Source organism: Streptomyces sp. NPDC001594, assembly GCF_042893675.1.
Lineage (GTDB): Bacteria > Actinomycetota > Actinomycetes > Streptomycetales > Streptomycetaceae > Streptomyces.
The window spans coordinates 315,936-339,463 of sequence record NZ_JBIAVB010000010.1 but is presented as its reverse complement, the minus strand read 5'-3'; the positions used below and the strand labels follow the sequence as shown (position 1 = coordinate 339,463).

28 protein-coding genes and 1 rRNA gene are annotated in these 23,528 nt (G+C 72.5%); 20 read left to right on the top strand and 9 right to left on the bottom strand.

The genetic code is table 11. The annotated features are described in order from the left end of the window. The 9 genes from rrf to ACFY0O_RS21885 form a co-directional block, all read left to right on the top strand. Positions 1 to 93, top strand: a 5S ribosomal RNA gene (gene rrf / locus ACFY0O_RS21925); the annotation flags it as partial. A 114-nt stretch (positions 94 to 207) separates the two neighbouring features. Next, a complete protein-coding gene (locus ACFY0O_RS21920) occupies positions 208 to 861 on the top strand; it encodes an HAD family hydrolase (protein ID WP_388948864.1) in 654 nt (217 codons plus the stop codon). A gap of 43 nt (positions 862 to 904) precedes the next feature. After that, on the top strand, positions 905 to 2,137 hold the full coding sequence (locus tag ACFY0O_RS21915) for an MFS transporter (protein WP_388948862.1): 1,233 nt from the start codon (positions 905 to 907) through the stop codon (positions 2,135 to 2,137). Beyond that, positions 2,109 to 3,257 (top strand): acetoin utilization protein AcuC, encoded by a 1,149-nt coding sequence (locus ACFY0O_RS21910; RefSeq protein ID WP_388948914.1) that lies wholly within the window; start codon positions 2,109 to 2,111, stop codon positions 3,255 to 3,257. Before ACFY0O_RS21915 ends, ACFY0O_RS21910 begins: the two co-directional genes overlap by 29 nt. Positions 3,258 to 3,349: 92 nt before the next feature. Then, positions 3,350 to 4,180, top strand: coding sequence for a phosphatase (locus ACFY0O_RS21905; RefSeq protein ID WP_388948859.1), 831 nt, complete (start codon positions 3,350 to 3,352; stop codon positions 4,178 to 4,180). A 116-nt stretch (positions 4,181 to 4,296) separates the two neighbouring features. Then, a complete protein-coding gene (locus ACFY0O_RS21900; protein WP_162688852.1) occupies positions 4,297 to 4,506 on the top strand; it encodes a helix-turn-helix domain-containing protein in 210 nt (69 codons plus the stop codon). A 133-nt stretch (positions 4,507 to 4,639) separates the two neighbouring features. Next, positions 4,640 to 4,738 carry a 30S ribosomal protein bS22 gene (locus ACFY0O_RS21895; RefSeq protein ID WP_003948845.1) on the top strand — a complete coding sequence of 33 codons (99 nt, stop codon included), beginning with the start codon at positions 4,640 to 4,642 and terminating at the stop codon, positions 4,736 to 4,738. A 95-nt stretch (positions 4,739 to 4,833) separates the two neighbouring features. After that, complete coding sequence (locus ACFY0O_RS21890; RefSeq protein ID WP_358895568.1) at positions 4,834 to 5,883, top strand: NAD-dependent epimerase/dehydratase family protein; 1,050 nt, start codon at positions 4,834 to 4,836, stop codon at positions 5,881 to 5,883. Continuing rightward, a complete protein-coding gene (locus ACFY0O_RS21885; protein WP_388948855.1) occupies positions 5,883 to 6,908 on the top strand; it encodes a lysophospholipid acyltransferase family protein in 1,026 nt (341 codons plus the stop codon). Before ACFY0O_RS21890 ends, ACFY0O_RS21885 begins: the two co-directional genes overlap by 1 nt. Positions 6,909 to 6,963: 55 nt before the next feature. On the opposite strand, the gene ACFY0O_RS21880 is transcribed toward ACFY0O_RS21885, so the two are convergent. The 3 genes from ACFY0O_RS21880 to ACFY0O_RS21870 all read right to left on the bottom strand — a co-directional run bounded on the left by ACFY0O_RS21880 (position 6,964) and on the right by ACFY0O_RS21870 (position 10,546). After that, positions 6,964 to 8,187, bottom strand: a complete 1,224-nt coding sequence (locus tag ACFY0O_RS21880) for a DUF5667 domain-containing protein (RefSeq protein WP_388948852.1) — start codon at positions 8,185 to 8,187, stop codon at positions 6,964 to 6,966. A gap of 210 nt (positions 8,188 to 8,397) precedes the next feature. Further along, entirely contained in the window at positions 8,398 to 9,204 is an 807-nt protein-coding gene (locus ACFY0O_RS21875; RefSeq protein WP_388948850.1) for an ECF subfamily RNA polymerase sigma factor, BldN family, read from the bottom strand. A gap of 340 nt (positions 9,205 to 9,544) precedes the next feature. Further along, positions 9,545 to 10,546: an HAD family hydrolase gene (locus ACFY0O_RS21870; RefSeq protein ID WP_388948847.1), complete on the bottom strand. Its 1,002-nt coding sequence runs from the start codon at positions 10,544 to 10,546 to the stop codon at positions 9,545 to 9,547. Positions 10,547 to 10,645: 99 nt separating this feature from the next. Here ACFY0O_RS21870 and ACFY0O_RS21865 point away from each other — a divergent pair, with 99 nt between their 5' ends. The 9 genes from ACFY0O_RS21865 to ACFY0O_RS21825 all read left to right on the top strand — a co-directional run bounded on the left by ACFY0O_RS21865 (position 10,646) and on the right by ACFY0O_RS21825 (position 18,977). After that, positions 10,646 to 10,924: a glutaredoxin family protein gene (locus ACFY0O_RS21865; RefSeq protein WP_358895573.1), complete on the top strand. Its 279-nt coding sequence runs from the start codon at positions 10,646 to 10,648 to the stop codon at positions 10,922 to 10,924. A gap of 273 nt (positions 10,925 to 11,197) precedes the next feature. Further along, positions 11,198 to 12,061 carry a redox-sensing transcriptional repressor Rex gene (locus tag ACFY0O_RS21860; protein ID WP_388948844.1) on the top strand — a complete coding sequence of 288 codons (864 nt, stop codon included), beginning with the start codon at positions 11,198 to 11,200 and terminating at the stop codon, positions 12,059 to 12,061. Continuing rightward, positions 12,058 to 13,806 carry a glutamyl-tRNA reductase gene (locus ACFY0O_RS21855; RefSeq protein WP_388948842.1) on the top strand — a complete coding sequence of 583 codons (1,749 nt, stop codon included), beginning with the start codon at positions 12,058 to 12,060 and terminating at the stop codon, positions 13,804 to 13,806. The genes ACFY0O_RS21860 and ACFY0O_RS21855 overlap by 4 nt, the downstream gene beginning before the upstream one ends. After that, positions 13,803 to 14,759, top strand: coding sequence for a hydroxymethylbilane synthase (gene hemC, locus ACFY0O_RS21850; protein WP_388948839.1), 957 nt, complete (start codon positions 13,803 to 13,805; stop codon positions 14,757 to 14,759). Before ACFY0O_RS21855 ends, hemC begins: the two co-directional genes overlap by 4 nt. Next, a complete protein-coding gene (locus ACFY0O_RS21845; RefSeq protein WP_388948836.1) occupies positions 14,756 to 16,426 on the top strand; it encodes a uroporphyrinogen-III synthase in 1,671 nt (556 codons plus the stop codon). The genes hemC and ACFY0O_RS21845 overlap by 4 nt, the downstream gene beginning before the upstream one ends. A gap of 164 nt (positions 16,427 to 16,590) precedes the next feature. After that, positions 16,591 to 16,947, top strand: coding sequence for a hypothetical protein (locus ACFY0O_RS21840; RefSeq protein WP_388948833.1), 357 nt, complete (start codon positions 16,591 to 16,593; stop codon positions 16,945 to 16,947). A 65-nt stretch (positions 16,948 to 17,012) separates the two neighbouring features. After that, positions 17,013 to 18,014 carry a porphobilinogen synthase gene (gene hemB / locus ACFY0O_RS21835; RefSeq protein WP_388948830.1) on the top strand — a complete coding sequence of 334 codons (1,002 nt, stop codon included), beginning with the start codon at positions 17,013 to 17,015 and terminating at the stop codon, positions 18,012 to 18,014. A gap of 147 nt (positions 18,015 to 18,161) precedes the next feature. Beyond that, entirely contained in the window at positions 18,162 to 18,647 is a 486-nt protein-coding gene (locus ACFY0O_RS21830; protein WP_388948827.1) for a carboxymuconolactone decarboxylase family protein, read from the top strand. Positions 18,648 to 18,704: 57 nt separating this feature from the next. Beyond that, a complete protein-coding gene (locus ACFY0O_RS21825) occupies positions 18,705 to 18,977 on the top strand; it encodes a DUF1876 domain-containing protein (protein ID WP_388948824.1) in 273 nt (90 codons plus the stop codon). Here ACFY0O_RS21825 and ACFY0O_RS21820 read toward each other — a convergent pair. Beyond that, a complete protein-coding gene (locus ACFY0O_RS21820; RefSeq protein WP_388948821.1) occupies positions 18,967 to 19,206 on the bottom strand; it encodes a DUF397 domain-containing protein in 240 nt (79 codons plus the stop codon). The genes ACFY0O_RS21825 and ACFY0O_RS21820 overlap by 11 nt on opposite strands. Further along, complete coding sequence (locus tag ACFY0O_RS21815) at positions 19,203 to 20,027, bottom strand: Scr1 family TA system antitoxin-like transcriptional regulator (RefSeq protein ID WP_388948819.1); 825 nt, start codon at positions 20,025 to 20,027, stop codon at positions 19,203 to 19,205. Before ACFY0O_RS21815 ends, ACFY0O_RS21820 begins: the two co-directional genes overlap by 4 nt. Positions 20,028 to 20,167: 140 nt before the next feature. Here ACFY0O_RS21815 and ACFY0O_RS21810 point away from each other — a divergent pair, with 140 nt between their 5' ends. Together ACFY0O_RS21810 and ACFY0O_RS21805 are read left to right on the top strand one after the other, a co-directional pair. Then, entirely contained in the window at positions 20,168 to 20,551 is a 384-nt protein-coding gene (locus ACFY0O_RS21810; protein ID WP_388948817.1) for an ATP-binding protein, read from the top strand. Beyond that, positions 20,548 to 20,997: a hypothetical protein gene (locus ACFY0O_RS21805; RefSeq protein ID WP_388948814.1), complete on the top strand. Its 450-nt coding sequence runs from the start codon at positions 20,548 to 20,550 to the stop codon at positions 20,995 to 20,997. Before ACFY0O_RS21810 ends, ACFY0O_RS21805 begins: the two co-directional genes overlap by 4 nt. 18 nt (positions 20,998 to 21,015) lie before the next feature. On the opposite strand, the gene ACFY0O_RS21800 is transcribed toward ACFY0O_RS21805, so the two are convergent. From ACFY0O_RS21800 to ACFY0O_RS21785, 4 genes are all read right to left on the bottom strand, one after another. Further along, positions 21,016 to 21,813: a VOC family protein gene (locus ACFY0O_RS21800; protein ID WP_388948911.1), complete on the bottom strand. Its 798-nt coding sequence runs from the start codon at positions 21,811 to 21,813 to the stop codon at positions 21,016 to 21,018. A gap of 253 nt (positions 21,814 to 22,066) precedes the next feature. Continuing rightward, entirely contained in the window at positions 22,067 to 22,519 is a 453-nt protein-coding gene (locus tag ACFY0O_RS21795) for a hypothetical protein (RefSeq protein ID WP_388948811.1), read from the bottom strand. Beyond that, complete coding sequence (locus tag ACFY0O_RS21790; RefSeq protein ID WP_388948808.1) at positions 22,516 to 23,028, bottom strand: RNA polymerase sigma factor; 513 nt, start codon at positions 23,026 to 23,028, stop codon at positions 22,516 to 22,518. The genes ACFY0O_RS21795 and ACFY0O_RS21790 overlap by 4 nt, the downstream gene beginning before the upstream one ends. Further along, positions 23,025 to 23,462, bottom strand: coding sequence for a DUF3995 domain-containing protein (locus tag ACFY0O_RS21785; protein WP_388948805.1), 438 nt, complete (start codon positions 23,460 to 23,462; stop codon positions 23,025 to 23,027). Before ACFY0O_RS21785 ends, ACFY0O_RS21790 begins: the two co-directional genes overlap by 4 nt. Positions 23,463 to 23,528 lie beyond the last annotated feature (66 nt).

Sequence of the window (23,528 nt, the reverse complement as noted above, 5' to 3'; positions counted from 1 at the left end):
ACGCCCGGTTACATTCCGAACCCGGAAGCTAAGCCTTTCAGCGCCGATGGTACTGCAGGGGGGACCCTGTGGGAGAGTAGGACGCCGCCGAACAATCATTGTGGGAAAGCCCCGCACCAGTCATGGTGCGGGGCTTTTCTGCGTTTTCAGCCGTTTACCCGCACCGCCCTGCGGGGCACGTGAGTCCGGCACTCGTATGGTGGGCTGATGGTCTACCAGCTGGTCATCTTCGACAACGACGGCGTCCTCGTGGACAGCGAGCCGCTCTCCAACACCATCCTTGCCGAGTACCTGACCGAGGTCGGGCATCCCACCACGTACGAGGACTCGCTGCGCGACTACATGGGCGGCGCCGTGCACCGGGTGCACGACCTCGTCCAGGAGCGCACCGGGCAGCGGCTGCCGGAGGGCTTCGACCAGGTCCTCCACGAGCGGATCTTCGCCGCGTTCGCCCGTGAACTCCGGCCCGTGCCCGGGGTGACCGACGTGCTCGGGGAGCTGTCCGCGCAGGGGATGCCGTACTGCGTCGCCTCGTCGAGCAGCCACGAGCGGATCCGCGTCGCGCACCGCGCCGCCGGGCTGGACGAGTGGTTCGAGGAAGAGTGGATCTTCAGCGCCGAGGAGGTCGGGCGGGGCAAGCCGGCGCCGGACCTGTTCCTGCACGCCGCCGACATGATGGGAGTCCACCCCTCCGGGTGCGTGGTCGTGGAGGACAGCCCGCTCGGTATCGAGGCCGCCCGGGCCGCCGGCATGGACGTCTTCGGCTTCACCTCCATGGTTCCCGCGTCGAAGCTCGCCGGGGCCACGGCCTGCTTCGGGGAGATGAAGGAGCTGTCCGCCCTCCTGGGATTCTCCGTGTGATCTCTCTACCCACGGGTAGCGGCGGGCCCTACGCTGTGCGGCCATGACAGATGACGTGCGGCTGCGGCGGGGCCGCGGTGCCCTCGGGTTCAGCTTCTTCGCTCAAGGGGTCACCTTCGCCCTGCTCGTGACCCGCATCCCGGCCATCCAGGACCAGTACGGGATATCCGACGGGCTGCTGCCCGCCTTCCTGGCCGCCGTGCCCGTCCTCGCCGGGGTCTCCAGCGTCGCCACCGAGCACCTGGTGAAGCGGGTCGGGCCCGCCGCCGTGCTGCGGTGGGCGCAGCCCGTCGTGTTGCTGGCGCTGCTCGGCGTCGGGGCGGGCAGCCGGATGTGGCACGTGGCCGTGGCGCTCGGGGTGTTCGGGCTGGCCGTGGGGGCGCTGGACGCCTCGATGAACATGCTCGGGGTCAGCCTCCAGCGGGCCTACGGGCGTTCCATCATGCTCGGGTTCCACGCCGCGTACAGCCTGGGCGGGATCCTCGGGGCGTCGGCGGCCTGGGCGGGGGCGCACTGGCATCTGGCGCTGTTCACCGGGTACCTGCCGGCCGTGCTGGTCCTGCTGCCGTCGGCGCTGCTGGGGAGCCGGTACTACGTGGACGCGAAGGGCGGTCCGGCGGGGGCGGGGGCCGCCGAGGGGTGGCCGGCGCGGGGCGGGCGGCTGCTGCTGCCGCTGTGCCTGGTGATGGCGTGCGCGTACATCGGGGACTCGACGGTGGCGAACTGGAGTGCCAAGTACCTGCAGGACGTGCTGGGGAGCTCCGAGCAGCTGTCGACCGTGCCGTACAACGTGTACATGGTGACCACGCTCGTCGGGCGGGCCGTGGGGGACCTGGGGGTGCGGCGGTTCGGGGCGGTGGCCGTGGTGCGCTGCGGTGCGGTGGTGGCGGCGGCCGGGTTCGGGGTGGTGGCGGCTGCTCCGGGGGCGTGGACGGGGATGCTGGGGTTCACGCTGCTGGGGATCGGGCTGTGCGTGATCGTGCCGCAGACCTTCGCGGCGGCGGGGCGGCTGTTCCCGAACGCCTCGGACACGGCGGTGGCGCGGCTGAACATCTTCAACTACGTGGGCTTCCTGATCGGTTCGCCGCTCGTCGGCGGCATCGGCGACGCCTGGAACTACCGGGGCGCCATGGTGGTGCCGATGGTGCTGGTCCTCGTCACGCTGCTGTACGCCCGCTCGTTCGGTGCTGTGGACCGGGCCCGATACGGTGTGCGGCATGAGCGGCGAGCCGGTGACCGGGCTGTTGATGTGGGACGAGGCGGTAACGGGGTATGACTTCGGGCCGGACCATCCGATGGACCCGGTGCGCCTGGCACTGACCATGGGCCTGGTGCGGGCCTTCGGGCTGGACCGGGCGATGGCGGTGCGGGCGGCGCCGGCGGCCGGGGACTCCACGCTGCGGCTGGTGCACCGCGAGGACTACGTGGCGGCGGTGCGGGAGGTGTCGGCGGATCCCGGGGTGGCCGACGGCTCGTACGGGCTGGGGACGGTGGACGATCCGGCGTTCCACGGGATCCACGAGGCGTCCGCGCTGATCGCCGGGCAGTCGGTGGCGGGTGCGGAGGCCGTGTGGCGGGGCGAGGCCGGTCATGCGGTGAACTTCGCGGGCGGGCTGCACCACGCGATGCCGGGCGGGGCGGCCGGGTTCTGCGTGTACAACGACGCGGCGCTGGCGATCGCGCGGCTGTTGGAGCTGGGGGCGGAGCGGGTCGCCTACGTGGATGTGGACGTGCACCACGGGGACGGGGTGCAGGCGGCGTTCTGGGACGACCCGCGGGTGTTGACGGTGTCGCTGCACGAGCATCCGCGGACGCTGTTCCCGCAGACGGGCTGGCCGCAGGAGACGGGCGGGCCGAACGCCGAGGGGAGCGCGGTGAACGTGGCGCTGCCGGCCGGGACCGGGGACGAGGGGTGGCTGCGGGCCTTCCACGCGACGGTGCCGGAGCTGCTGGCGGACTTCCGGCCGCAGGTGCTGGTGACGCAGCACGGGGCGGACACGCACTTCGAGGACCCGCTCGCGCACCTGGCGGTGTCGCTGGACGCGCAGCGGGCGGTGCAGGAGGCATGTCACGCGTTGGCGCACGAGTACGCGGGCGGGCGGTGGCTGGCGCTGGGCGGTGGCGGGTACGCGGTGGTGGACGTCGTGCCGCGGTCGTGGACGCATCTGGTGGGGATCGCGGCTCACCGGCCGGTGGATCCGGCGGCGGCGGTGCCGCAGGAGTGGCGGGACGAGGTGTACGCGCGGACGCGGCAGCGGGGGCCGGCCCGGATGACGGACGGGCGTGAGGTCGCGTGGCGGGCTTGGGACGCGGGGTACGACCCGGCGGACCGTACGGATCAGGCCGTTCTGGCGACGCGTCGGGCGGTGTTCCCGTTGCGTGGGATGCTGATGTGACGGAGGGTCAGAGTGGGGGTCTCGTTACGCCAACTGTGCGGCGCTTACCGATAACTGATGATCCGGCAGGTGTGGTGCGGCAGCATCGGAGGGTGTTGAGCGAGGGCGCGCTGCGCGCGCATCTGCTGGCGGCCCGGCTGGCCGGGCCGGTCGCCACCACGCGGGAGGAGAGCCTGCGCAGCTACCGGCTGTTCGCGGCGCGGGATCCGCGGGTGCTGCTGGGGCTGGATCCCGATGACCGCTGGGACGAGGGTGCGCTGCTGGGGCTGATGGCGGACCGGTGCGGGGTGTCGGCGGATCCGGCGCAGGTCGGCGGGTGTGACGTGATCGATCCGGGGCGGACGGTCGCGGCGCTGGGGGTGTTCGCGGAGCGGCTGCGGGAGGCGGCCGGGGCGCGGTCGCCGGTGCTGTTGGGTACGGGGCACCCGCATCGGCTGCTGGGGTTCTACGCCGGTTTGGCGGGGGCGTTGTCGGCGGCGGGATGTGTTGTCCTCACCCCGGCGCAGGGGGTCCATGTCGACATGGCGACCCGGTTCGGCGTACGCGGGCACCGGATCGATTACGTACGGGGAGTCGCACTGGTGCGGGAACCCGGCGCGCGGGGGGCGGCGAGTGCCACCGGCGCACACACCCATTCGCCGCTGCCGGTTCGGGTCGCGCTCGAGGCGCTGGCCCGGTCCGGGGGGCCGTTGCCGGAGCTGGTCGTGGGTGATCACGGGTGGGTCTGCGGTGCAGGTCAGCTGGGTGTGGAGGCGATCGGGCTGGCTGATACGGACGATCCCGCGCTGTTCGTGGGCGAGGCCGAGGGGCGGGTGGCGGCGGTGGTTCCGCTTGATGACGGGGTGCGTTCGGCGGCCTATGGGCCGCTCGCGCGCTTCGTGGTGCAGCGGGCGGGGCTGCCGGTGCGTCAGGAGTGGCCGTAGCTCCTCTTCCCCAGCCGTATCACGCGCCCCTACTCTGGGGAGTGAGCGTGCGACGACGAGGAGTAACCGGAGGGGAAGCCGGTGCCCGTCATGCGCGGAAGGTCAAGGTGGGTGTCATGGCTGCTGGCGAGAGGCCTCTCAGTGAGGTTCAGTTCCTGACCGTGGCGGAGGTCGCCTCGGTGATGCGAGTGTCGAAGATGACCGTGTACCGCCTGGTGCACAACGGTCATCTGCCCGCGATCCGGGTGGGCCGGTCCTTCCGGGTCCCCGAGAACGCGGTCCACGAGTACCTCCGGGAGTCGTTCGTGGGGGTGGAGTCGGCCTGAGAATGAGGCTCGGGCAACGCCTGCGGAAGCCTCGGATTACAAGCTCGGAGCTCGGGCGGGTAGGCTAGGCCGACGTAGGTCGTGTGGGCCCAGACGCCCCGCACCGAGTGAAGAGAAGTGAGCGAGGGTAGTCGTGGGCTCTGTTATCAAGAAGCGGCGTAAGCGGATGGCCAAGAAGAAGCACCGCAAGCTGCTCAAGCGCACCCGCGTCCAGCGCCGTAACAAGAAGTAAACGGCAGCTGTACGTGTTTTCCGCAGCCCCTCCACCATTCTGGTGGGGGGGCTGCGGTGCAGCCGGGGGTACTTCTCGAGGGAGGCGCTGAGCTCGTGGGGAAGGTCGTGCTCGTCACCGGGGCTGCCCGGCAGCTGGGAGGCCGCTTCGTGCGCCGCGTCCAGCGCGACCCGGAGGTGGAGCGGGTCATCGCGGTCGATGCCGTGCCCCCGCCGCACCGGCTCGGCTCGGCCGAGTTCGTGCACGCGGACATCAGACAGTCTTCGATCGCCCGGGTGCTCGCCGAGCACGCGGTGGACACGGTGGTCCATCTGGCGGTCACCGGGGGCGCTCCCGGCGTGCCGGGCGGGCGCAGCGCCGTCAAGGAGACGAACGTCATCGGGACGATGCAGCTCCTGGGCGCCTGCCAGAAGTCCCCGACGGTGCGGCGGCTCGTGGTGAAGTCGAGCACCAGCGTGTACGGGGGCACGGCGCGCGATCCCGCCGTCTTCACGGAGACCACGCAGCCCAAGTCGCTGCCGTCGGCCGGTTTCGCGAAGGAGGCCGCGGAGGTCGAGGGGTACGTGCGGGGGTTCGCGCGCCGGCGGCCGGACGTGGCGGTGTGCGTGCTGCGCTTCGCGAACATCCTGGGGCCGTTCGCGGACTCGGCGCTGGCGGAGTACTTCTCGATGCCGGTGATGCCGACGGTCCTCGGCTACGACCCGCGGCTGCAGTTCGTGCACGAGGACGACGTGGTGGACGTGCTGCGGCTGGCGGCCGGGGAGCCGCGGCGGGGGACCCTGAACAGCGGGACGTTCAACATCGCGGGGGACGGGGTGCTGCTGCTGTCGCAGTGCGCGCGGCGGCTGGGCCGTCCGGCGGTGCCCCTGCTGCTGCCGGCGGTGACGTGGGTGGGGCAGGCGCTGCGGGCGGTGGGGGCGACGGACTTCTCGCCGGAGCAGATTCGGCTGCTGACGCACGGGCGGGTCGTGGAGACCGCGCAGATGCGCGAGGTCCTGGGGTTCCGGCCGCGGTACACGACGGCGGAGACCTTCGCGGACTTCGCGCGGAGCCGGGGGAACGGGCTGCTGCCGCCGGAGCGGGTGGGGCGGGCCGTTGACCGGGTGGCGGGGCTGTTGAAGGTGGACGAGGGAGTGGAGCGGTAGTGGCGGACGCCAAGGTCATTCCGTTCGGCGAGGACCGGCCGCGCAGGCGCGGCGGTGGTGCGCGCGGTGCGCGGGCGGTGGACGCGGTGGCGGCCCCCGCGCGGCCGCCGGAGTCCGGGCCGCAGGCCGCCCCGGTGGAGCCGCTCGCGCCCGTGGAGGCGTCCGCGGTGCGGGCGGGCGGTGCGGGGGAGTGGGACCGGCGGATCGCGGGCGGGCTGGCGTTCCTGCGGCGGCGGATCACGGGCGAGTACGAGGTCGACGAGTTCGGCTACGACAAGGAGCTGACGGACCAGGTCCTGATGTCCTTGATGCGGCCTTTGTTCGACAGGTACTTCCGGGTCGAGGTCAAGGGTGTGGAGAACATCCCCAAGGAGGGCGGGGCGCTGATCGTGGCGAACCACTCGGGGACGCTCCCGCTGGACGGGTTGATGCTCCAGGTCGCGGTGCACGACCACCATCCGGCGGAGCGGCACCTGCGGCTGCTGGCGGCGGACCTGGTGTTCATGCTGCCGGGGGTCAACGAGCTGGCGCGCAAGGCCGGTCACACGCTGGCGTGCGCGGAGGACGCGCAGCGGCTGCTGGAGGCCGGTGAGCTCGTCGGGGTGATGCCGGAGGGCTTCAAGGGGATAGGGAAGCCGTTCGGTGAGCGGTACAAGCTCCAGCGGTTCGGGCGGGGCGGGTTCGTCTCGACGGCGCTGCGGGCGGGGACGCCGATCGTGCCGTGCTCGATCGTGGGGGCGGAGGAGATCTACCCCATGATCGGGAACGCGAAGACACTGGCGCGGCTGCTGGGGCTGCCGTACTTCCCGCTCACGCCGACGTTTCCGTGGCTGGGGCCGCTGGGGGCGGTGCCGCTGCCGACGAAGTGGACGATCCAGTTCGGGGAGCCGATCCCGACGGACGGGTACGCGCCGGAGGCGGCCGAGGATCCGATGCTGATGTTCAACCTGACGGACGAGGTGCGGGAGCGGATCCAGCACACGCTGTACAAGCTGCTGGTGCAGCGGAGGTCCGTGTTCTTCTGAGGGCATGACGTAGGGGGGCGGGACCACGCGGTGGTCCCGCCCCCCTACGCACGTCCTACTCGGCGTCTTCCGCCTTGATGCCCAACCCCGGGAGGAGGTTGGGGAGGAGGGGCGGGATGGTGATGTCCGGCTGGGGGAGGCCGGGGGCCACCGGGGGGGCCGGGGTGGACCGGCCGCCCTGGGACGGCGGGTGGAGCAGGTCGCCCGTGCCGCCGAGGAGGCCGGTGCCGGGCGCGGGGGCCTGGCTGCCCTGGGAGCTGGGGGCCGCGGGGGTGGAGGGCTGGGCGGGGGCGCCCGACGCGGTGCCGGGCGGCTGGTGCTTGCCCGGTGCCGTGGGGGTGTCCGCCGTGGACGGGCCGGAGCCCGGCCCGCCGCGGTTCTGCTCCGGGGGCTTCGGCAGCAGGCCCTGGAGCGGCTCCACGTCTTCGTCTATGGCCTGGAAGACCGAGGTCACCTGGTCGCCGACGTCGTGGAGCTGGGGCGGCAGGTTGGAGCGGAGCCGGCCCCACGCGTCGCGGTGGGAGCGGGAGAACGAGGACAGCGTCTGGATCGGGCCGAGCGAGCCGTCCCGTTCGTAGGCCGCCTGGAGGAGCCGGTGGCCCTCCGCCGCGTCGTGCTGCATGCCCGCCAGGGCACGCCGGATCTCGCCCAGGACCTCGTGGTCCAAGGGGCCGGAGCGGCCGCGCTCCATCAGCCGGCGCGCTTCCGACAGGCGGTTGGAGGCCTGGTCGAGGTAGAGCTCGCCCCGGTCCGCGTCCTCGTCGGCCAGGCCCAGCTTGAGGTCCTCCATGCCCAGTTTGACCGGGTAGAGGGAGTCACCGGGCAGGGCGTCGGTGCTGGCAGCGGCCACTCCGCTGAAGGCCCCGGCGGCCACACCCACGGTGAGGCCACCCGCCGCGATGCCCTTGGACCAGCGGGAGCGGGGCCGCAATTTCCGGAGCGAGGTCGCCCGGTGGGCGCCGCGGCCGGTCCGCTGCTCGGGCACCTGAGGGTCCGCGGCGGCACCGCCCCCGGCCCTCTCCTCCATCACCATGGCCTCCATGGCGGCCACGAGCTGTGCTCGTTGCACCACTTTGACCTCGGGGTCCAGCACCGGGCGCGGCATTCTTTCGCCGAGCACGCTCGCCAGGGCCAACAACCGGTCGTGGTCGGCAGATTCGGCAGGTGCCTCGGACTGCTCGGCCGCCGGTTCCGGTTCCGAAAGGTCGGAAGGGGTCCGATCTTCCAAGGCCTGGGCGAAGGCGTTCGCCCGCCGGTGCGGGGTCACGTTCGCGATCACTGGCGGCACCTCCTCTCGTCATGACGATCGACTCCCCCAGGTGTCCGGAAGGTTGCCTTCCTTGAGCACATCCACACTTTCGAGTGAGCGGCTTCGGGCAGGGCGTGTCCACAGGGAGCCTGCATTCCGCACAACGAGCGTCGCGGCACTTGGGTTACGGACGAAGGATGATCGGACCACAGCGTCATCGAGGGGTCACCGGGTGTGAGGTCAGCGGGCGTCGTCGGGGAGCAGGCGGGCCAGGGTGCGGACCGCCCGGTACTGGAGCGTTTTGATCGCGCCCTCGTTCTTCCCCATGACCCGGGCGGTCTCCGCGACCGAGAGGCCCTGGAGGAAGCGCAGGGTCACGCACTCCTGCTGCTGCGGGTTGAGCTTGCGCACGGCTTCGAGCAGCGCCGCGTTGGACAGGGACTCCAGGACGGAGTCCTCGGGGCTGCGCTCCACCTCGTTGGCGTCGAGCATCTCGCCGGTGGTGACCTCCAGGCGGAAGCGGCTGGACTTGAAGTGGTCCGCCACCAGGTTCCGCGCGATGGTCACCAGCCAGGCGCCGAAGTCGCGCCCCTGCCAGGTGAAGGTGGAGATGCGGCGCAGCGCGCGCAGGAAGGTCTCACTGGTGAGGTCCTCCGCGGTCGCCTTGCCGCCGACGCGGTAGTAGATGTAGCGGTACACCGTGTCGCTGTACTGGTCGTAGAGGCGGCCGAAGGCCTCGGCCTCGCCCGCCTGGGCGCGTTCGACCAGGTCCATCATGCGGGCCTGGTCGCTGTCCGCCGTGGGGCGGCGGGCGGTGGGCGCGCTCGTCCCGCCGCCGGCGGCGGGCGCCGCGCCGCGACCGCGTCTGCCCACCGTCGCTCCGCCGTCGGTGAGGGCGTAGCACGGGCCGGCCGGGCCGAGGCCGGCAGGGACGGCGGCGAGGGCGGGGACGGCGTACGCGGTGGGGACGAAGCCGCGCAGGTGGTCGAGGACCGTTGCGCGCAGCGTAGCCAGGCCCGAGGCGTCAACCCCGACAGGTGGGTACACGGGACTCCCAGAGGCAGAGCTTCCATCACGTGCAGTGCGGGACCGTTCACCCGTCGTGGCGACAGGCGGGCGGCGGCATGCGTTTGAGGAGAATAACGCTTCGTACAGGCAGCGCTACACCCAGTTGCTGAAATCACCGGTTCCGACACTTCCGTTGCGTGTCGAGGGCATATTCAGTCCTGGTTGGTGATCGATTACTGATCATTTGGGTGCGCGGAATGGACGCTTCCAGGGTGTCCCGCGACCGAGTCGGGCAGCCCGGAGTGCCGCGCCGACGGCGCGGGTAGAGGGGAGCGAATGGCCGCCGCCCCGCCGCCGGCGGGGGCGGGGCCCGGAGTTGCTACTTGCGGCGGCGGTGCAGGGCGATCGCGGCGGCCGCGCCGCCCGCGATCGCGCCGACGCCGGCGGCCGCCGGGACGCCGACCTTCACGGCCTTGCGGCCGGTCCGATAGTCGCGCAGCCGCCAGTCGTGTGCACGGGCATGCTTGCGCAGTTTTGTGTCGGGATTGATCGCGTACGGATGCCCGACCAGCGACAGCATCGGGATGTCGTTGTGCGAATCGCTGTACGCGGCGCAGCGCGCGAGGTCCAGGTCCTCGGCGGCGGCCAGGGCGCGCACCGCCTCGGCCTTGGCGGGGCCGTGCAGGGGCTCGCCGACCAGGCGGCCGGTGTAGACGCCGTCGACGGACTCGGCGACGGTGCCCAGGGCGCCGGTCAGGCCGAGGCGGCGGGCGATGATCGTGGCGGTCTCGACGGGGGCGGCGGTGACCAGCCAGACCTTCTGGCCGGCGTCGAGGTGGGCCTGGGCCAGGGCGCGGGTGCCCGGCCAGATCCGCTCGGCCATGTACTCGTCGTAGATCTCCTCGCCGATCGACATCAGTTCGGAGACCTTGTGGCCCTTGACGATCGACAGGGCGCTGTCGCGGGCGTCCTGCATGTGCTCGGGGTCCTCGACCCCGGCGAGCCGGAACCAGGCCTGCTGCCAGGCGAAGCGGGCCAGTTCGCGGCGGCGGAAGAACTCGCGCTTGTAGAGGCCGCGGCCGAAGTGGAAGATCGCGGCGCCCTGCATGACGGTGTTGTCGAGGTCGAAGAAGGCGGCGGCGAGGTCGTCGCCGGGGACGGGGAACTCGGGCTCGGGCTCGGCCGCCGCGGCGGCGGCGGTTCCGGTTCCGCTCGCGGTCCCGGGGGCCTGCTGCGGCGCCGGCGCGGTGTGCGGCTCGGCGTGCGGTGGGGCGTCGGGCCGCGCGCTCTTGCGGGCGGCCTCGGCCGAGGCCTCGCCTGCCAGCACGCTCCGCGCTGTCGCGGAGCGTCTACGGGGGGTGAGCCATCCCAGAGCGGCCATGACGCGAGCATAGCCATTGTGTTCGGGAGTTCCCGAACCGCCGGGAAACGGGGCGGTTAACTCTTCGGGCAGGTGGGCCCGGCGCGGGACAATGGCGGCATGAGCCCTTTGCTGCGACGTAAGGAAAAGAAGAGTCCCGGGGAGCGGATGGTGACGCTCATCGGGAAGCCGGGGTGCCATCTCTGCGACGACGCCCAGGAAGTGATCGAGAAGGTGTGCGCCGAGACGGGTGCGCGGTGGGAGAAGAAGGACATCTCGCAGGACGAGGAGCTCTACCGCCGGCACTGGGAGCAGATTCCGGTCGTGCTGGTGGACGGCGAGCAGCACACCTTCTGGAGGGTGAACCCGGACCGTCTCCGACGGGCGTTGGGAGCCTGACCCTCCGGGCCGTTACCATCATGGGCGATTTATGGGGTCTCGGGGGCGTATCGATGAGGAGTGTGTACCGTTTTGCCCCCCTCGGGAATTGAACGGGTTCGGCCCGTTCCCGGGTCAGGCCCCGTACGCCCAGCCCGCGTGACCCCGGTCACTTTGCTCGGACAAAGCGGACACAATCTTTGTGCACGCGTTCACAAAGACATAGCCTGCTTCCGACGGGGCGGTCCTGGGACACGAGGCCGCCTGCAGCCCCGCTCATCCCGCAGGAGCATCGTGGCAACTGGCCGAACTCACCGACCGGCGACCCGCAGCCGAGGTATTCCCGAGGCCACTGTCGCCCGGCTTCCGCTGTACCTGCGCGCGCTCACCGCGCTCTCCGAGCGCTCGGTGCCCACGGTCTCCTCCGAGGAGCTCGCGGCCGCCGCCGGAGTCAACTCCGCGAAGCTGCGCAAGGACTTCTCCTACCTCGGCTCCTACGGCACCCGTGGTGTGGGCTACGACGTCGAGTACCTCGTCTACCAGATCTCCCGCGAGCTCGGGCTGACCCAGGACTGGCCCGTCGTCATCGTCGGCATCGGCAACCTCGGCGCCGCCCTGGCCAACTACGGCGGTTTCGCCTCCCGCGGCTTCCGCGTGGCCGCGCTGATCGACGCCGACCCGGCCATGGCCGGCAAGCCGGTGGCCGGCATGCCCGTGCAGCACACCGACGACCTCGAGAAGATCATCGAGGAGAACGGCGTCTCCATCGGGGTCATCGCGACCCCGGCGGGCGCCGCGCAGCAGGTCAGCGAGCGGCTGATCGCGGCCGGGGTCACCTCCATCCTGAACTTCGCGCCCACCGTGCTGTCCGTGCCGGACGGGGTGGACGTGCGGAAGGTCGACCTGTCGATCGAGCTGCAGATCCTCGCCTTCCACGAGCAGCGCAAGGCCGGCGAGGAGACCGGGGCCGCGGCCGAGGGCGCGGGTGCGTCCGCCGAGGGTGCCGCGGGTTCCGGCGCGGGTGCCGGTGTCGCTGCCGGTGCCGGTGGGACCGGGGCCGCTCCGGCCGCCGCCGTCGAGCCGCCGGCCGGGCGGGGCGCGGCCGCCTCGCGCAAGGGCGGGCCCGAGGGTGACGTTCCGGCGGTGATGCCGGCATGAGTCTGCTCGTCGTTGGCCTGAGCCACCGCAGCGCGCCGGTGAGCGTGCTGGAGCGGGCCTCGCTGTCCGTCGACGCCAAGGTCAAGCTGCTGCACGACACCCTGGCCGCCGAGCCGGCGGCCGAGGCGACCGTGCTCGTCACCTGCAACCGGATCGAGCTGTACGCCGACGTGGACAAGTTCCACGCCGGTGTCGCCGAGCTGTCCACGCTGCTGGCCCAGCACAGCGGGGTCGCGCTGGAGGAGCTCACCCCCTACCTGTACGTCCACTACGAGGACCGGGCGGTGCACCACCTGTTCTCGGTGGCGTGCGGGCTGGACTCGATGGTCGTCGGCGAGGGCCAGATCCTCGGGCAGATCAAGGACGCCCTGGCGCTGGGGCAGGAGCTCCACACCGCCGGGCGGCTGATCAACGACCTCTTCCAGCAGGCGCTGCGGGTCGGCAAGCGGGCGCACTCCGAGACCGGGATCGACCGGGCCGGGCAGTCGCTGGTGACCTTCGGTCTGGAGCAGCTGGCCGTGCGGGAGCCGGTCGCGGACTGGGCCGCCGGGAAGCGGGCGCTGGTGATCGGCGCCGGGTCGATGTCCTCGCTGGCCGCCGCCACGCTCGCGCGGGTGGGGGTCGCGGAGATCGCCGTGGCGAACCGGACCGCGGAGCGGGCGGAGCGTCTCGCGGAGATTCTGGTTGCCTCGGGCACCGGTGTGGTGGCGCGGGCGGTGCCGATGTCCGCCGTCGGCGATGAGCTGGCGGTCGCGGACGTGGTGGTGTCCTGTACCGGGGCCACGGGGCTGGTGCTGACCGGTGACGACGTCGCGGCCGCGGTGTCGGGCCCTGCGGGGCATTCCCCCACCCCGCCCCTTCCCGAAACCGGGGCTGCGCCCCGGACCCCCTCCCAGGGCTCGGCCCCGGCCGTCTGGGGGCTCCGCCCCCAGACCCCCGCGCCTCAATCGCCGGCGGGGCTTGAATTGGCCGATGCCGATGTTCTGGCGCGGCTCGTCGCGGCTGCTGAAGGCGGGCAGCGGCGGCTCGCCGACGCCGGGGCGGCTCGGACCATCGCTCCCGCGGCTCTCGCCGAAGACGTCTGTCCCGTCGGCGACGGGCGGTCCGCGCTCGCCGGGGTGGACGCCGGGTCGCTGGAGCTGCACGGGGCCTGGGCCGATCAGGGGGAGGCCGCCGCGCAGCGGCAGCCGCGCCGGGTGGTCCGGAGCCAGGGGGACGGGGCCGTTCCCGTGCGGCTGGCCCTGCTCGACCTGGCCATGCCGCGGGACATCGACGCCGCCGTGCACCGCATCCCGGGCGTGCGGCTCGTCGACATCGAGAGCCTGGCGGAGGCGTCCGCGGACGCGCCCATGGCCGCCGACGTCGACGCCGTGAAGGGGATCGTGGCCGAGGAGGTGGCCGCGTTCGGGGCCGCCCAGCGGGCCGCGCACATCACCCCGACCGTGGTCGCCCTGCGGGCGATGGCCGCCGAGGTCGTCGCCATGGAGGTGGCACGCCTCGACGGGCGGGTACCCGACCTCGACGAACGCCAGCGCGCGGAGGTCACCCAGACCGTGCGCCGCGTCGTCGACAAGCTCCTGCACGCGCCGACCGTGCGCGTGAAGCAGCTCGCGAGCGAGCCCGGCGGCGCCGGGTACGCCGAGGCGCTGCGTGAACTCTTCGACCTCGACCCTCAGACGGTGGCATCCGTCAGCCGGGCGGACGCGGCCGATCCGAAGAACGACGACCCAGGACGGGCATCATGAACTCACGTCCCGACCAGCCCCTCCGGCTTGGCACGCGGCGCAGCAAGCTGGCCATGTCCCAGTCCGGGCACGTCGCCGAGGCGGTCCGGGCGGTCACCGGCCGGCCCGTGGAGCTCGTGGAGATCACGACGTACGGCGACGTGTCCCGTGAGAACCTCGCGCAGATCGGCGGCACCGGTGTGTTCGTCACCGCGCTGCGCGACGCCCTGGTGCGCGGCGAGGTCGACTTCGCCGTGCACTCGCTGAAGGACCTGCCGACCACCCAGCCCGACGAGCTGGTCATCGCGGCCATGCCGAAGCGGGAGGACCCGCGTGACGCCCTCGTGGCGCGCGACGGGCTGACCTTCGAGCAGCTGCCGGACGGGGCCCGGGTCGGTACCGGCTCGCCGCGCCGGATGGCGCAGCTGAACGCGTACGCGAGGAACCTCGGGAAGAGCGTCGAGTGCGTGGCCATCCGCGGCAACGTCGACACCCGGATCCAGTTCGTGCGTGACGGGGAGCTCGACGCGGTCGTGCTCGCCGCCGCCGGGCTGAACCGCATCGGCCGCGGTGACGAGGCGACCGACCTGCTGTCGGTCGACAACGTGCTGCCCGCGCCCGGTCAGGGAGCCCTGGCCGTGGAGTGCCTGGCGTCCGACACGGAGCTGATCGCCGCGCTCGGTCAGCTGGACGACCCGTACACCCGGGCCGCCGTGACCGCCGAGCGTGCCCTGCTCGCGGCCCTGGAGGCCGGCTGCAGCGCGCCCGTGGGCGCCCTCGCCGACGGCCAGATTGTCAATGAAATGCGCCTGCGTGGTGTCGTCGGGACCCTCGACGGTTCCACGCTGGTGCAGCTGTCCACCACCGGTCCCGTGCCCCAGTCGTACGACGAGGCCATGGCGCTCGGCCGCGAACTCGCGGACGAGATGCTGGCCAAGGGCGCGGCCGGTCTGATGGGGGAGCGATCCCTTTGAACCCCTCAAGCCCCACCCCCTCCGCATTCCCGGCCGTCGCGGTCCAAGGGCTCGTCACCTTCCTGGGTGCCGGCCCCGGCGACCCGGGTCTGCTGACGCTGCGCGCCGTGGAGGCGCTCGCGGCCGCGGACGTGCTGATCGCCGAGCCCGAGGTGCTCGACGTCGTACGGACCCACGCGCGTGCGGGCGTCGACACGCCGCAGCTGACGGTGGCTGACGAGAAGTCAGCCGCCGCCGGGGTCCCGGTGATCCGCGACGCCGCCAATCTTGTCATGGAGGCCGCGCGCTCCGGCAGGCGGGTCGTCCGTGCCGTCACCGGCGACCCGGGGCTCGACGGGAACGCGGCCGCCGAGATGCTGGCGTGCGCCAACGAGGGCATCCCCTTCGAGGTCGTCCCGGGTGTCGCGACCGCCGTCGGCGTGCCCGCGTACGCGGGTGTGCCGCTGCGCGGCGACAAGGGCGCGGACGTGCGCTTCGTGGACGCCAGGCACGCCTCGCCGCGCTGCTGGGCCGAGGTGGGTGCCAGCGAGGGCAGCGTGGTGGTCGTCTCGGCCACGCTGGAGACGGTCGCCGCCGCGGCCGCCGAGCTGGTGTCGGCCGGGCGCAAGCCGGAGACCCCGCTGACGGTGACCGTGGGCGGTACGACGACCCGGCAGCGGACCTGGACCGCGACGCTGGGCACGATCGCCCAGGTGTTCAAGCAGGGCAAGGTGCTCCCCTCCCCCGAGGGCTCCCGTCCTGTGATAGCCGTGGTCGGCGAGCAGGGCGCCGCCGCGCGCCGCGAGGAGCTGGCCTGGTTCGAGTCGAAGCCGCTGTTCGGCTGGCGGGTGCTCGTGCCGCGCACCAAGGAGCAGGCCGCTTCGCTCTCCGACCAGCTGCGTTCGTACGGCGCGGTGCCGCACGAGGTGCCGACCATCGCCGTGGAGCCGCCGCGCACCCCGCAGCAGATGGAGCGGGCGGTCAAGGGTCTGGTCACCGGCCGCTACGAGTGGATCGCCTTCACCTCGGTGAACGCGGTCAAGGCGGTGCGGGAGAAGTTCGAGGAGTACGGCCTCGACGCGCGCGCCTTCGCCGGGATCAAGGTCGCCGCGGTCGGCGAGCAGACCGCCGCCGCGCTGGTCGAGTTCGGTGTGAAGCCGGACCTGGTGCCCAGCGGTGAGCAGTCGGCCGCCGGTCTGCTGGAGGACTGGCCGCCGTACGACCCGGTCTTCGACCCGATCGACCGCGTGTTCCTGCCGCGCGCCGACATCGCCACCGAGACGCTGGTGGCCGGGCTGATAGAGCTGGGCTGGGAGGTGGACGACGTCACCGCCTACCGGACCGTGCGCGCCTCGCCGCCGCCGGCGGACACCCGTGAGGCGATCAAGGGCGGCGGCTTCGACGCCGTTCTCTTCACGTCGTCGAGCACCGTGCGGAACCTGGTGGGTATCGCGGGCAAGCCGCACAACGTGACCGTCATCGCCTGTATCGGGCCGGCGACGGCCAAGACGGCGGAGGAGCACGGCCTGCGCGTGGACGTGCTGTCGCCGGAGCCGAGCGTGGGCAAGCTGGCGGAGGCGCTGGCCGCGTACGGGGAGGCCCGGCGCGAGGCGGCCAAGGAGGCCGGCGAGGCAGTGGCCCGGCCCAGCGAGCGCCGGCCGGGCGCGCGGCGCCGTCGCACGACGTGAGTGCCTTAGCGGCGCCGGCCGCTTTAGGGACGGGAGGGGCCCGGGTGCGCAGAGCACCCGGGCCCCTTCGGCGTATCCGGGGGCGGGCGTCGGTGCGGGGCTGAGTAGCGGGTTGAGTAGGTGTGCGGATTCCGGTGAGGGGCCGGGCGGGGTTGGCTGGGGGCATGACCGAGAACCTGTCCGCCGGTGACGCTCCGGCCCGGCGGGCCTTCGTGGCCCCGCTGGTCTCCACCCTGTTGACTCTGCCGATGGCGCTGGTGGCGCTGTTCTACGCCGGGATCTCGCCGATGGCCTGCGACTCCTGCGACACCGAGGCCGCGCACGCCTTCGACGCCGGCTTCCGGATCGCCTGGCCGGTGTTCACGGCGGGGCTGGTGGGGGTCCTGGTGCTGCTGGTGTGCTGCTGGGCGCTGCCGTGGCGGGTGCGCAACACGGCCCGGCGGGTGGGGCTGGCGTTCGCCGCGCCGGGACTGGTCGTGCTGGACACGGTCGTCTTCACGGCGCTGGTCGACTGGCCGTGAGGGCGGGGGCCCCACCCCCTAGGCTTGGGGCGACTGCTGTCGATGCTCGAAGAGGCGACTAGAAGATGAGCGCGTACGGATCCTTCCCCGGCTCGCGGCCCCGCCGGCTGCGCACCACCCCGGCGATGCGGCGGATGGTCGCGGAGTACCGGCTGCACCCCTCGGACCTGATCCTGCCGGCGTTCGTCCGGGAGGGCATCAGCGAGCCGCTGCCGATCTCGGCGATGCCGGGCGTGGTCCAGCACACCCGGGACACGCTGCGGAAGGCCGCCGTCGAGGCCGTCGAGGCGGGCGTGGCCGGCATCATGCTCTTCGGCGTCCCGGCGGACGAGAACAAGGACGCGCTGGGCACGGCGGGCACCGAGCCGGACGGCATCCTCCAGCTGGCGATCCGCGACGTGAAGGCCGAGGTCGGCGACGACCTGGTGATCATGTCGGACCTGTGCCTGGACGAGTACACCGACCACGGCCACTGCGGCGTCCTGGACGCCGACGGCCGCGTGGACAACGACGCGACGCTGGAGCGGTACGCGGAGATGGCCCAGGTCCAGGCCGACGCGGGCGTCCACGTGGTGGGCCCGAGCGGCATGATGGACGGCCAGGTCGGCGTGATCCGCGACGCGCTGGACGAGACGGGCCACGAGGACGTGGCGGTCCTCGCCTACACCGCCAAGTACTCCTCCGCCTTCTACGGCCCCTTCCGCGAGGCCGTCGCCTCCTCCCTCCAGGGCGACCGCAAGACCTACCAGCAGGACCCGGCGAACGCCCGCGAGTCCCTGCGGGAGCTGGCGCTGGACCTGGAGGAGGGCGCCGACATGGTGATGGTCAAGCCGGCCGGCCCCTACCTGGACATCCTGCACCGGGTCGCGGAGGCCGTGGACGTGCCGGTGGCGGCGTACCAGATCAGCGGCGAGTACGCGATGATCGAGGCCGCCGCGGAGAAGGGCTGGATCGAGCGCGACCGCGCCATCCTGGAGACCCTGCTCGGCATCAAGCGGGCGGGCGCCGACACGATCCTGACGTACTGGGCGACCGAGGTCGCGGGCTGGCTGCGCCGCGAGCGGTGACCTCCGGTGGTCGAGGGGGGCCGGTCAGGCGGGCCGGCCCCCCTCGGCCCCGGGGACATTTTTCGCCCGGGCTGTCACATCCGCCTCGCGAGACGGGTCAGTGCAGTGAGAACCACACCCTGACACCGACTTGAGAAGAGGCCGATCATGACCGAGACCCCCCGCTCCCGCATGTCCAACCCCGTCAAGACGCTGCCCGACCTGGGCGCGCTGACCGGGATGCTGTTCAAGGTGATCGGCAACGGCACGGTCCCGCAGTCCACGATCTCCCTGGTGCACCTGCGGGCGGGCCAGATCGTCGCCAACACCTACCTGACGACGATGCACACCGACGCCCTGCGCGCCGCCGGCGAGAGCGAGGAGCGCATCACCGCCGTCTCCTCCTGGGTGGACGCCCTGTGCTTCACGGCGGCCGAGCGGGCGGCGCTGGCCCTGGTCGAGTCCGTCCTGACGGCCCCGCCGGCCGGCACCGAGCGGGTCTCGGACGCGGTGTTCGCGGCGGCGGCCGAGCACTACGACGAGAAGGCGCTGACGACCCTCGTCCTCGCGATCAGCCAGGTCAACTTCTTCATCCCGCTGGCACTGATCGGCAAGCCGCTGCCGGGCCAGGCCGCCTCCAAGCAGTGGACCTGATGCGCGGGCGGGCCGCCGGGTGCACCCTGGAATTCAGCGGCCACGGAGGTGATCGCCATGAAGGATGCCGTCGGATGGCATGTGGAGATGGAGTTCCAGGAGGACAACAAGCGCACCCGGGCGGCGGCCCTGGTCCGGCTCCCGGACGGTAACGAGGTCCGCGGGCACGGGTACGCCAGCCGTCACCCCAGTGACGGTAATCAGGCCCGGGTGGGCGAGGAGATCGCGGCGGCCCGCGCGCTGAACGATCTGAAGGAACAGTTGCTCAGCAAGGCGCACGACGAGATCGACGACGCGTCGGGCCGCACGTCGTACCCGATCACCCGCTGACCCAGCCGGTGAGCGCCGCCCAGCTGGCGGGGGCGAGGTCGAGGACGGGACCGTCCTCGACCTTGCTGTCCCGGACGTGGATGGCGGTGGGGGTGGTGGCCACTTCGATGCAGTCGCCGCCGTCGCTGCCGCTGTAGCTGGACTTACGCCAGGTGACGGCGACTTCGAGGCATTGGCCGCCCTCGCTGCCGCTGTAGCTGGACTTGAACCACATGAGTTCGGTGCTCATAGCTCTCCTAGCAGGCGGTCCAACAGCCCTCGCGTCTGCTGTGTGTTGAGTGCCTGCGTCCGCAGCATCGCATACTTGCGCGCCAGGATGCTGACCTCGTCCTGGTCGGTGACGAGATGGCTGCCTCGCTGGCTCTCGGTGTAGCCAATGTGCTGGTGGTCGGCGGTTTCCAGGAGGGTGAAGGGGCCATCGAGGGCCGCGTGCATGGGTTGGTCGAGTGGCATCACCTGGATGGAAACGTCGGGGAGTTCCGCGCAGGCGAGTAGGTAGCGCAGCAGTTCCTCGTGCACCCTGCGGCCACCGATGCGGTGGCGGATGACGGGCTCCCAGATGACGAAGCTCAACGTCGGAGCGGTCGAGCGGTGCAGTATCTTCTGGCGGTCCAGCCGGTCGGCGGTCAGTGCGTCGATCTTCTCCTGGTGGTAGGCCGGGACGCGGCAGGCGAAGACGGCACGGGCGTAGCACTCGGGCTGGAGCAGACCAGGGATGACCTGGTTGTCGTACCAGGACAGAGCGATGGCCCGCTTCTCCAGCTCCATGTACTCCTCCGCCCAGGGCGGGATCACGTCCACGGCAGGCATCTCGTTGGCCGCGACGGTCAGCGTGCCGGGCAGGCCCAGATGGAGGTCCAGCAGTTCAGCGACGTGCGGCATGAGCGCCCGTCGGCCCTGTTCGATGGAGCCGATGCTCTCCTCATCGACGCTGATCAGGTCGGCGAGCTGCTTCTGGGTCAGGTTCTTCGCGATCCTTGCAGCGGCCACCTGGCGGCCGACCATCTTCATGGTCGTCGCGTTGGGGCGCGGGCGCTTCTTGGCTGGCATGGCGATGAACTCCCCGCCTTCGGACGTGGAATATCCCCTGACCGCCCGTACTCGTTGCAGAGTACGGGTCGGCGCTCTGTCGCAGGCTAGTCACGCCACGCGACCCTCGTCCCGTGGATCTAAATACTCAACCCGGGCTGATGCGCGAGCGGTTGTTCCCCCGGGCCTATCAAACGGTCTCCGCGGCGCGGGATTTCGTTCGGGAGACGCTCGATGCGTGGGGGCTGGCGGATCGGCGGGACGACGTCGTGCTCTGTGTCAGTGAGCTGGCGGCCAACGCCCTGCGGTACGGGGTGCCGCGCGGCCGGTCGTACCGGGTGCGGCTGCTGAGCTTCGGGTGCTGCCTGCGCGTCGAGGTGCACGACAGCGGCCCCGGGCGGTCGCGGATGCTGGGGCGGGCCCCGGGGAACGGGCTGCGGATCGTGGAGGGCGTCTCCGACGTGTGGGGGGTGCTGCCCCGGTCGCCGGGGAAGGTCGTCTGGGCGGAGTTCCGCTGCGACGGCCGTGACACGATCGGGTCGTGACGTGCGACGTGTGTGGGCGCGAGATGCGGGCGTGGCCCGTGAGGGAACCGGTCGAGGCGTGGCAGCTGCCCGTGAGGGAGCGGTGGTTCTGCGGCTGGTGTTACGCGTGGACCGAGCTGGGGCACGACCCCCGCGAGGCCTCGCGGCCGCAGTACGCGCCCGTGGACGAGCGGTGGGAGCGGGCGGAGTCGCCCCGGCTGCCCGAGGGCGTGGCCCACGCCTACGACCTGGCCTACGCCTACACGGGTTCCGGCGCGACCCTGTGCGGAATTCGGCACGAGGGCCTCTCGGCCTCCCCGTATCCGTGGATGCCAGGGTGGGACAGTGCCTGCGGTGCCTGCAAGGAGGCAGCGGCCGTCATCGACCGGCGCTGGCCGCCGCACATGCGCGACGGTCAGCGGGAGAACCCGACGCCTCCGCCGGGCTCTCCCTGGCCCCCCTTCTGAGGCCGGGCCGGGGGTCGGTCAGGCCGGCTGTTCCTGCATGGAGGCCGTGATGACGGAGAACGCTCCGCCCTGGGGGTCGGCCAGGACGGCCATGCGGCCCGCCGCCATGTCGAAGGCCGGGGCCAGGACCGTGCCGCCGGCGCGGACGGCTGCCGCCTGGATGTCGTCCACGCTGTCCACGTGGAAGTACGGCTGCCAGTGCGGCGGAACGCCCGGCGGGAGCTTGCTCAGGTCCATCATCCCGCCCACGGCGCGGCCGGCGACCTGGAACTCGAGGTAGTCCTCGGCACCGGGCAGCTCGGAGCGGGCCGTGGAGACGGGCAGGATCGAGGAGTAGAACGCGGACGCGCCCGGCAGGTCGGGGGTGGTCAGCTCGTTCCAGATCAGGGCGCCGTGCTCGTTGACGATGGCCGCGCCGTCGAAGGTGCCGGGCTGCCAGAGGCCGACGACGGCGCCGGCCGGGTCGGCGATCACGGCCATGCGGCCGAGGTCCATGACGTCCACCGGGCCCATCATGACCGTGCCGCCGGCGTCGGTGACGGACTTGAGGGTGGAGTCGATGCCGTCCGTGGAGAGGTAGGTGGTCCACACGGTGGGGGGCATGGGGTCCGGGGTGGTGCCGTCCGGGTTCATGGCCTTCATGATCCCCGCGACCGGCTTGCCCTTGAGGGTGCAGACGGAGTAGCCGCCCTGCTCGGGCGGGCCCACCTCGCCCTGCCAGCCGAAGAGGTCGCAGTAGAAGTCGAGGGCGGCCTGCTGGTCGGGGACCATCAGGTCGATCCAGCAGGGGGTGCCGGGCTTGTAGGGGCCGTTCATGTCGGGCACGGGGGCCTCCGGGGTGGGGCGGGGGTGGACGGGGCGTCCCCTACCCGTCCCTGCGGGGCGGAACCGGGCCGTCCGGGTGAACCCGTCGCCTCCCGGCGGGCCAGGCTAGGGCGTCTCTTTCGGATCTTGCCGGTCAAGCCCGCGTTGTCCGGTGCCGTGCATCGGCGCCTTGGCGGGGCGCCGCCGTACTGGACGTACTTGGTGCCCTGCCAAGGCGGCGAGGTGCGGTGCCGGGCGGCGCGGGTCAGGCAAGATCCGGAAGAGACGGCCTAGGGGCCAGCCGGGACTCCAGGCGGCGGGCGGCCGCGGCCAGTTCCGGCTGGGTGCCGAAGGGGAGGACCGCCGCCCGGGTGGGGACGCGGACTCCGCCCGTCAGGGCGATCCGGGTGCCCTCCGGGACGGGGGCGGCGGCCAGGCCCACCAGGAGGAAGCGGCTCTGGAGCCAGCACCAGCCCGGCCGGCGGTAGCCGCGCAGGCGGGCGCGGAAGCCGTACTTGCTGCGGGCCAGGAGTTCGATCCGGTCGCCCTCGGTGTGGAGGAGGCGGGTGTGGTGCAGGTCGGGGAGGAAGTCCAGGGCGGACATGAGCGGCCAGACCTCCTCGAAGGGGGCGGGGAGGGTCCGTTCCACGACCGTCGCGCCGCGTACGCCCGCCGCCATGATGCGGAGGCGGTGGATGTCGTCGATCTCGCGGCTCATGCGGACCACGCCTTTCGGAAGCTGGAACGGGCCCGGTGGAGGCGGGACTTGGCGGTGCCGGGCGGGACGTTCAGGACGGCGGCCGCGGCCTCCTCGTCCAGGCCCTCCACGTCCCGCAGGACGAGTACCGCCCGGTGGGCGGGGGAGAGGCGGGCCAGGACGTCTTCGATGTCCGAGGCCAGGTGGGGGTCGCCCTTGGCCGGGACGTCGGTGAGGTCGGGCGTGGGGCGGGCGCGGGAGCCGCGCTGGGCCGTGCGGACGGCCTCGCGGACCGCGATGGCCCGCACCCACCCGTACAGCGCCTCGGGGTCGCGCAGCGCGCGCAGGGCGGTGAAGACGGCCAGCAGCGCCTCCTGGGCGGCGTCCGGGCCGTCCGCGAGGGCGATGGGGGCGCAGATCCGGGTGACGTAGGGGGTGAGGTGGTCGAGGAGGTCGTGGAGCGCGAGGGTGTTCCCGGCGCGGGCGGCGCGGGCGAGGGCGATGCCGCGTTCGCGGTCGGCCGGGGTCATCTGGCGCGCGCCAGCCGTGCGGCCGCCCAGCCGAAGCCGAGGCAGGCGGGGGTGTAGAGGGCGAGGTTGAGGGTGTGGAAGGGGCTGTCGGGCGGGCTGGGCAGGAGCCCGGCGGCCCAGGCCAGGCCCGCGAGGCCGCGTACGGTCAGGCCCGCCGCCACCGCGCCGGTGACGGCCCGTGCGGCCCGGCCGCCGCGGCGGCGGGAGTGGGCGAGGACGGCGGCGCCGGCGGTGAGGGTGAGCGCGGCCAGCGGGAGGACGACGGGCGGGGCGAAGGAGACCTCCGTGCCCAGGACCGCCAGGGAGAGGGCGCGTTCGTCGGGGGCGGGCCAGGTGGCGCCGGTGGCCCAGTACAGGTGCGCCAGCCCGTCGGCGGCGAGCAGCGCGGCCAGTGCGGTTCCGGTCCTGCGGCGTGTGGTGTCGTCCGTGTGCATGCGGGTCCCCCTTGGTGTGTGCGTTGCCGACACATCGAGGAGGCGGCGGCCCGGGGGAAGGTTCCC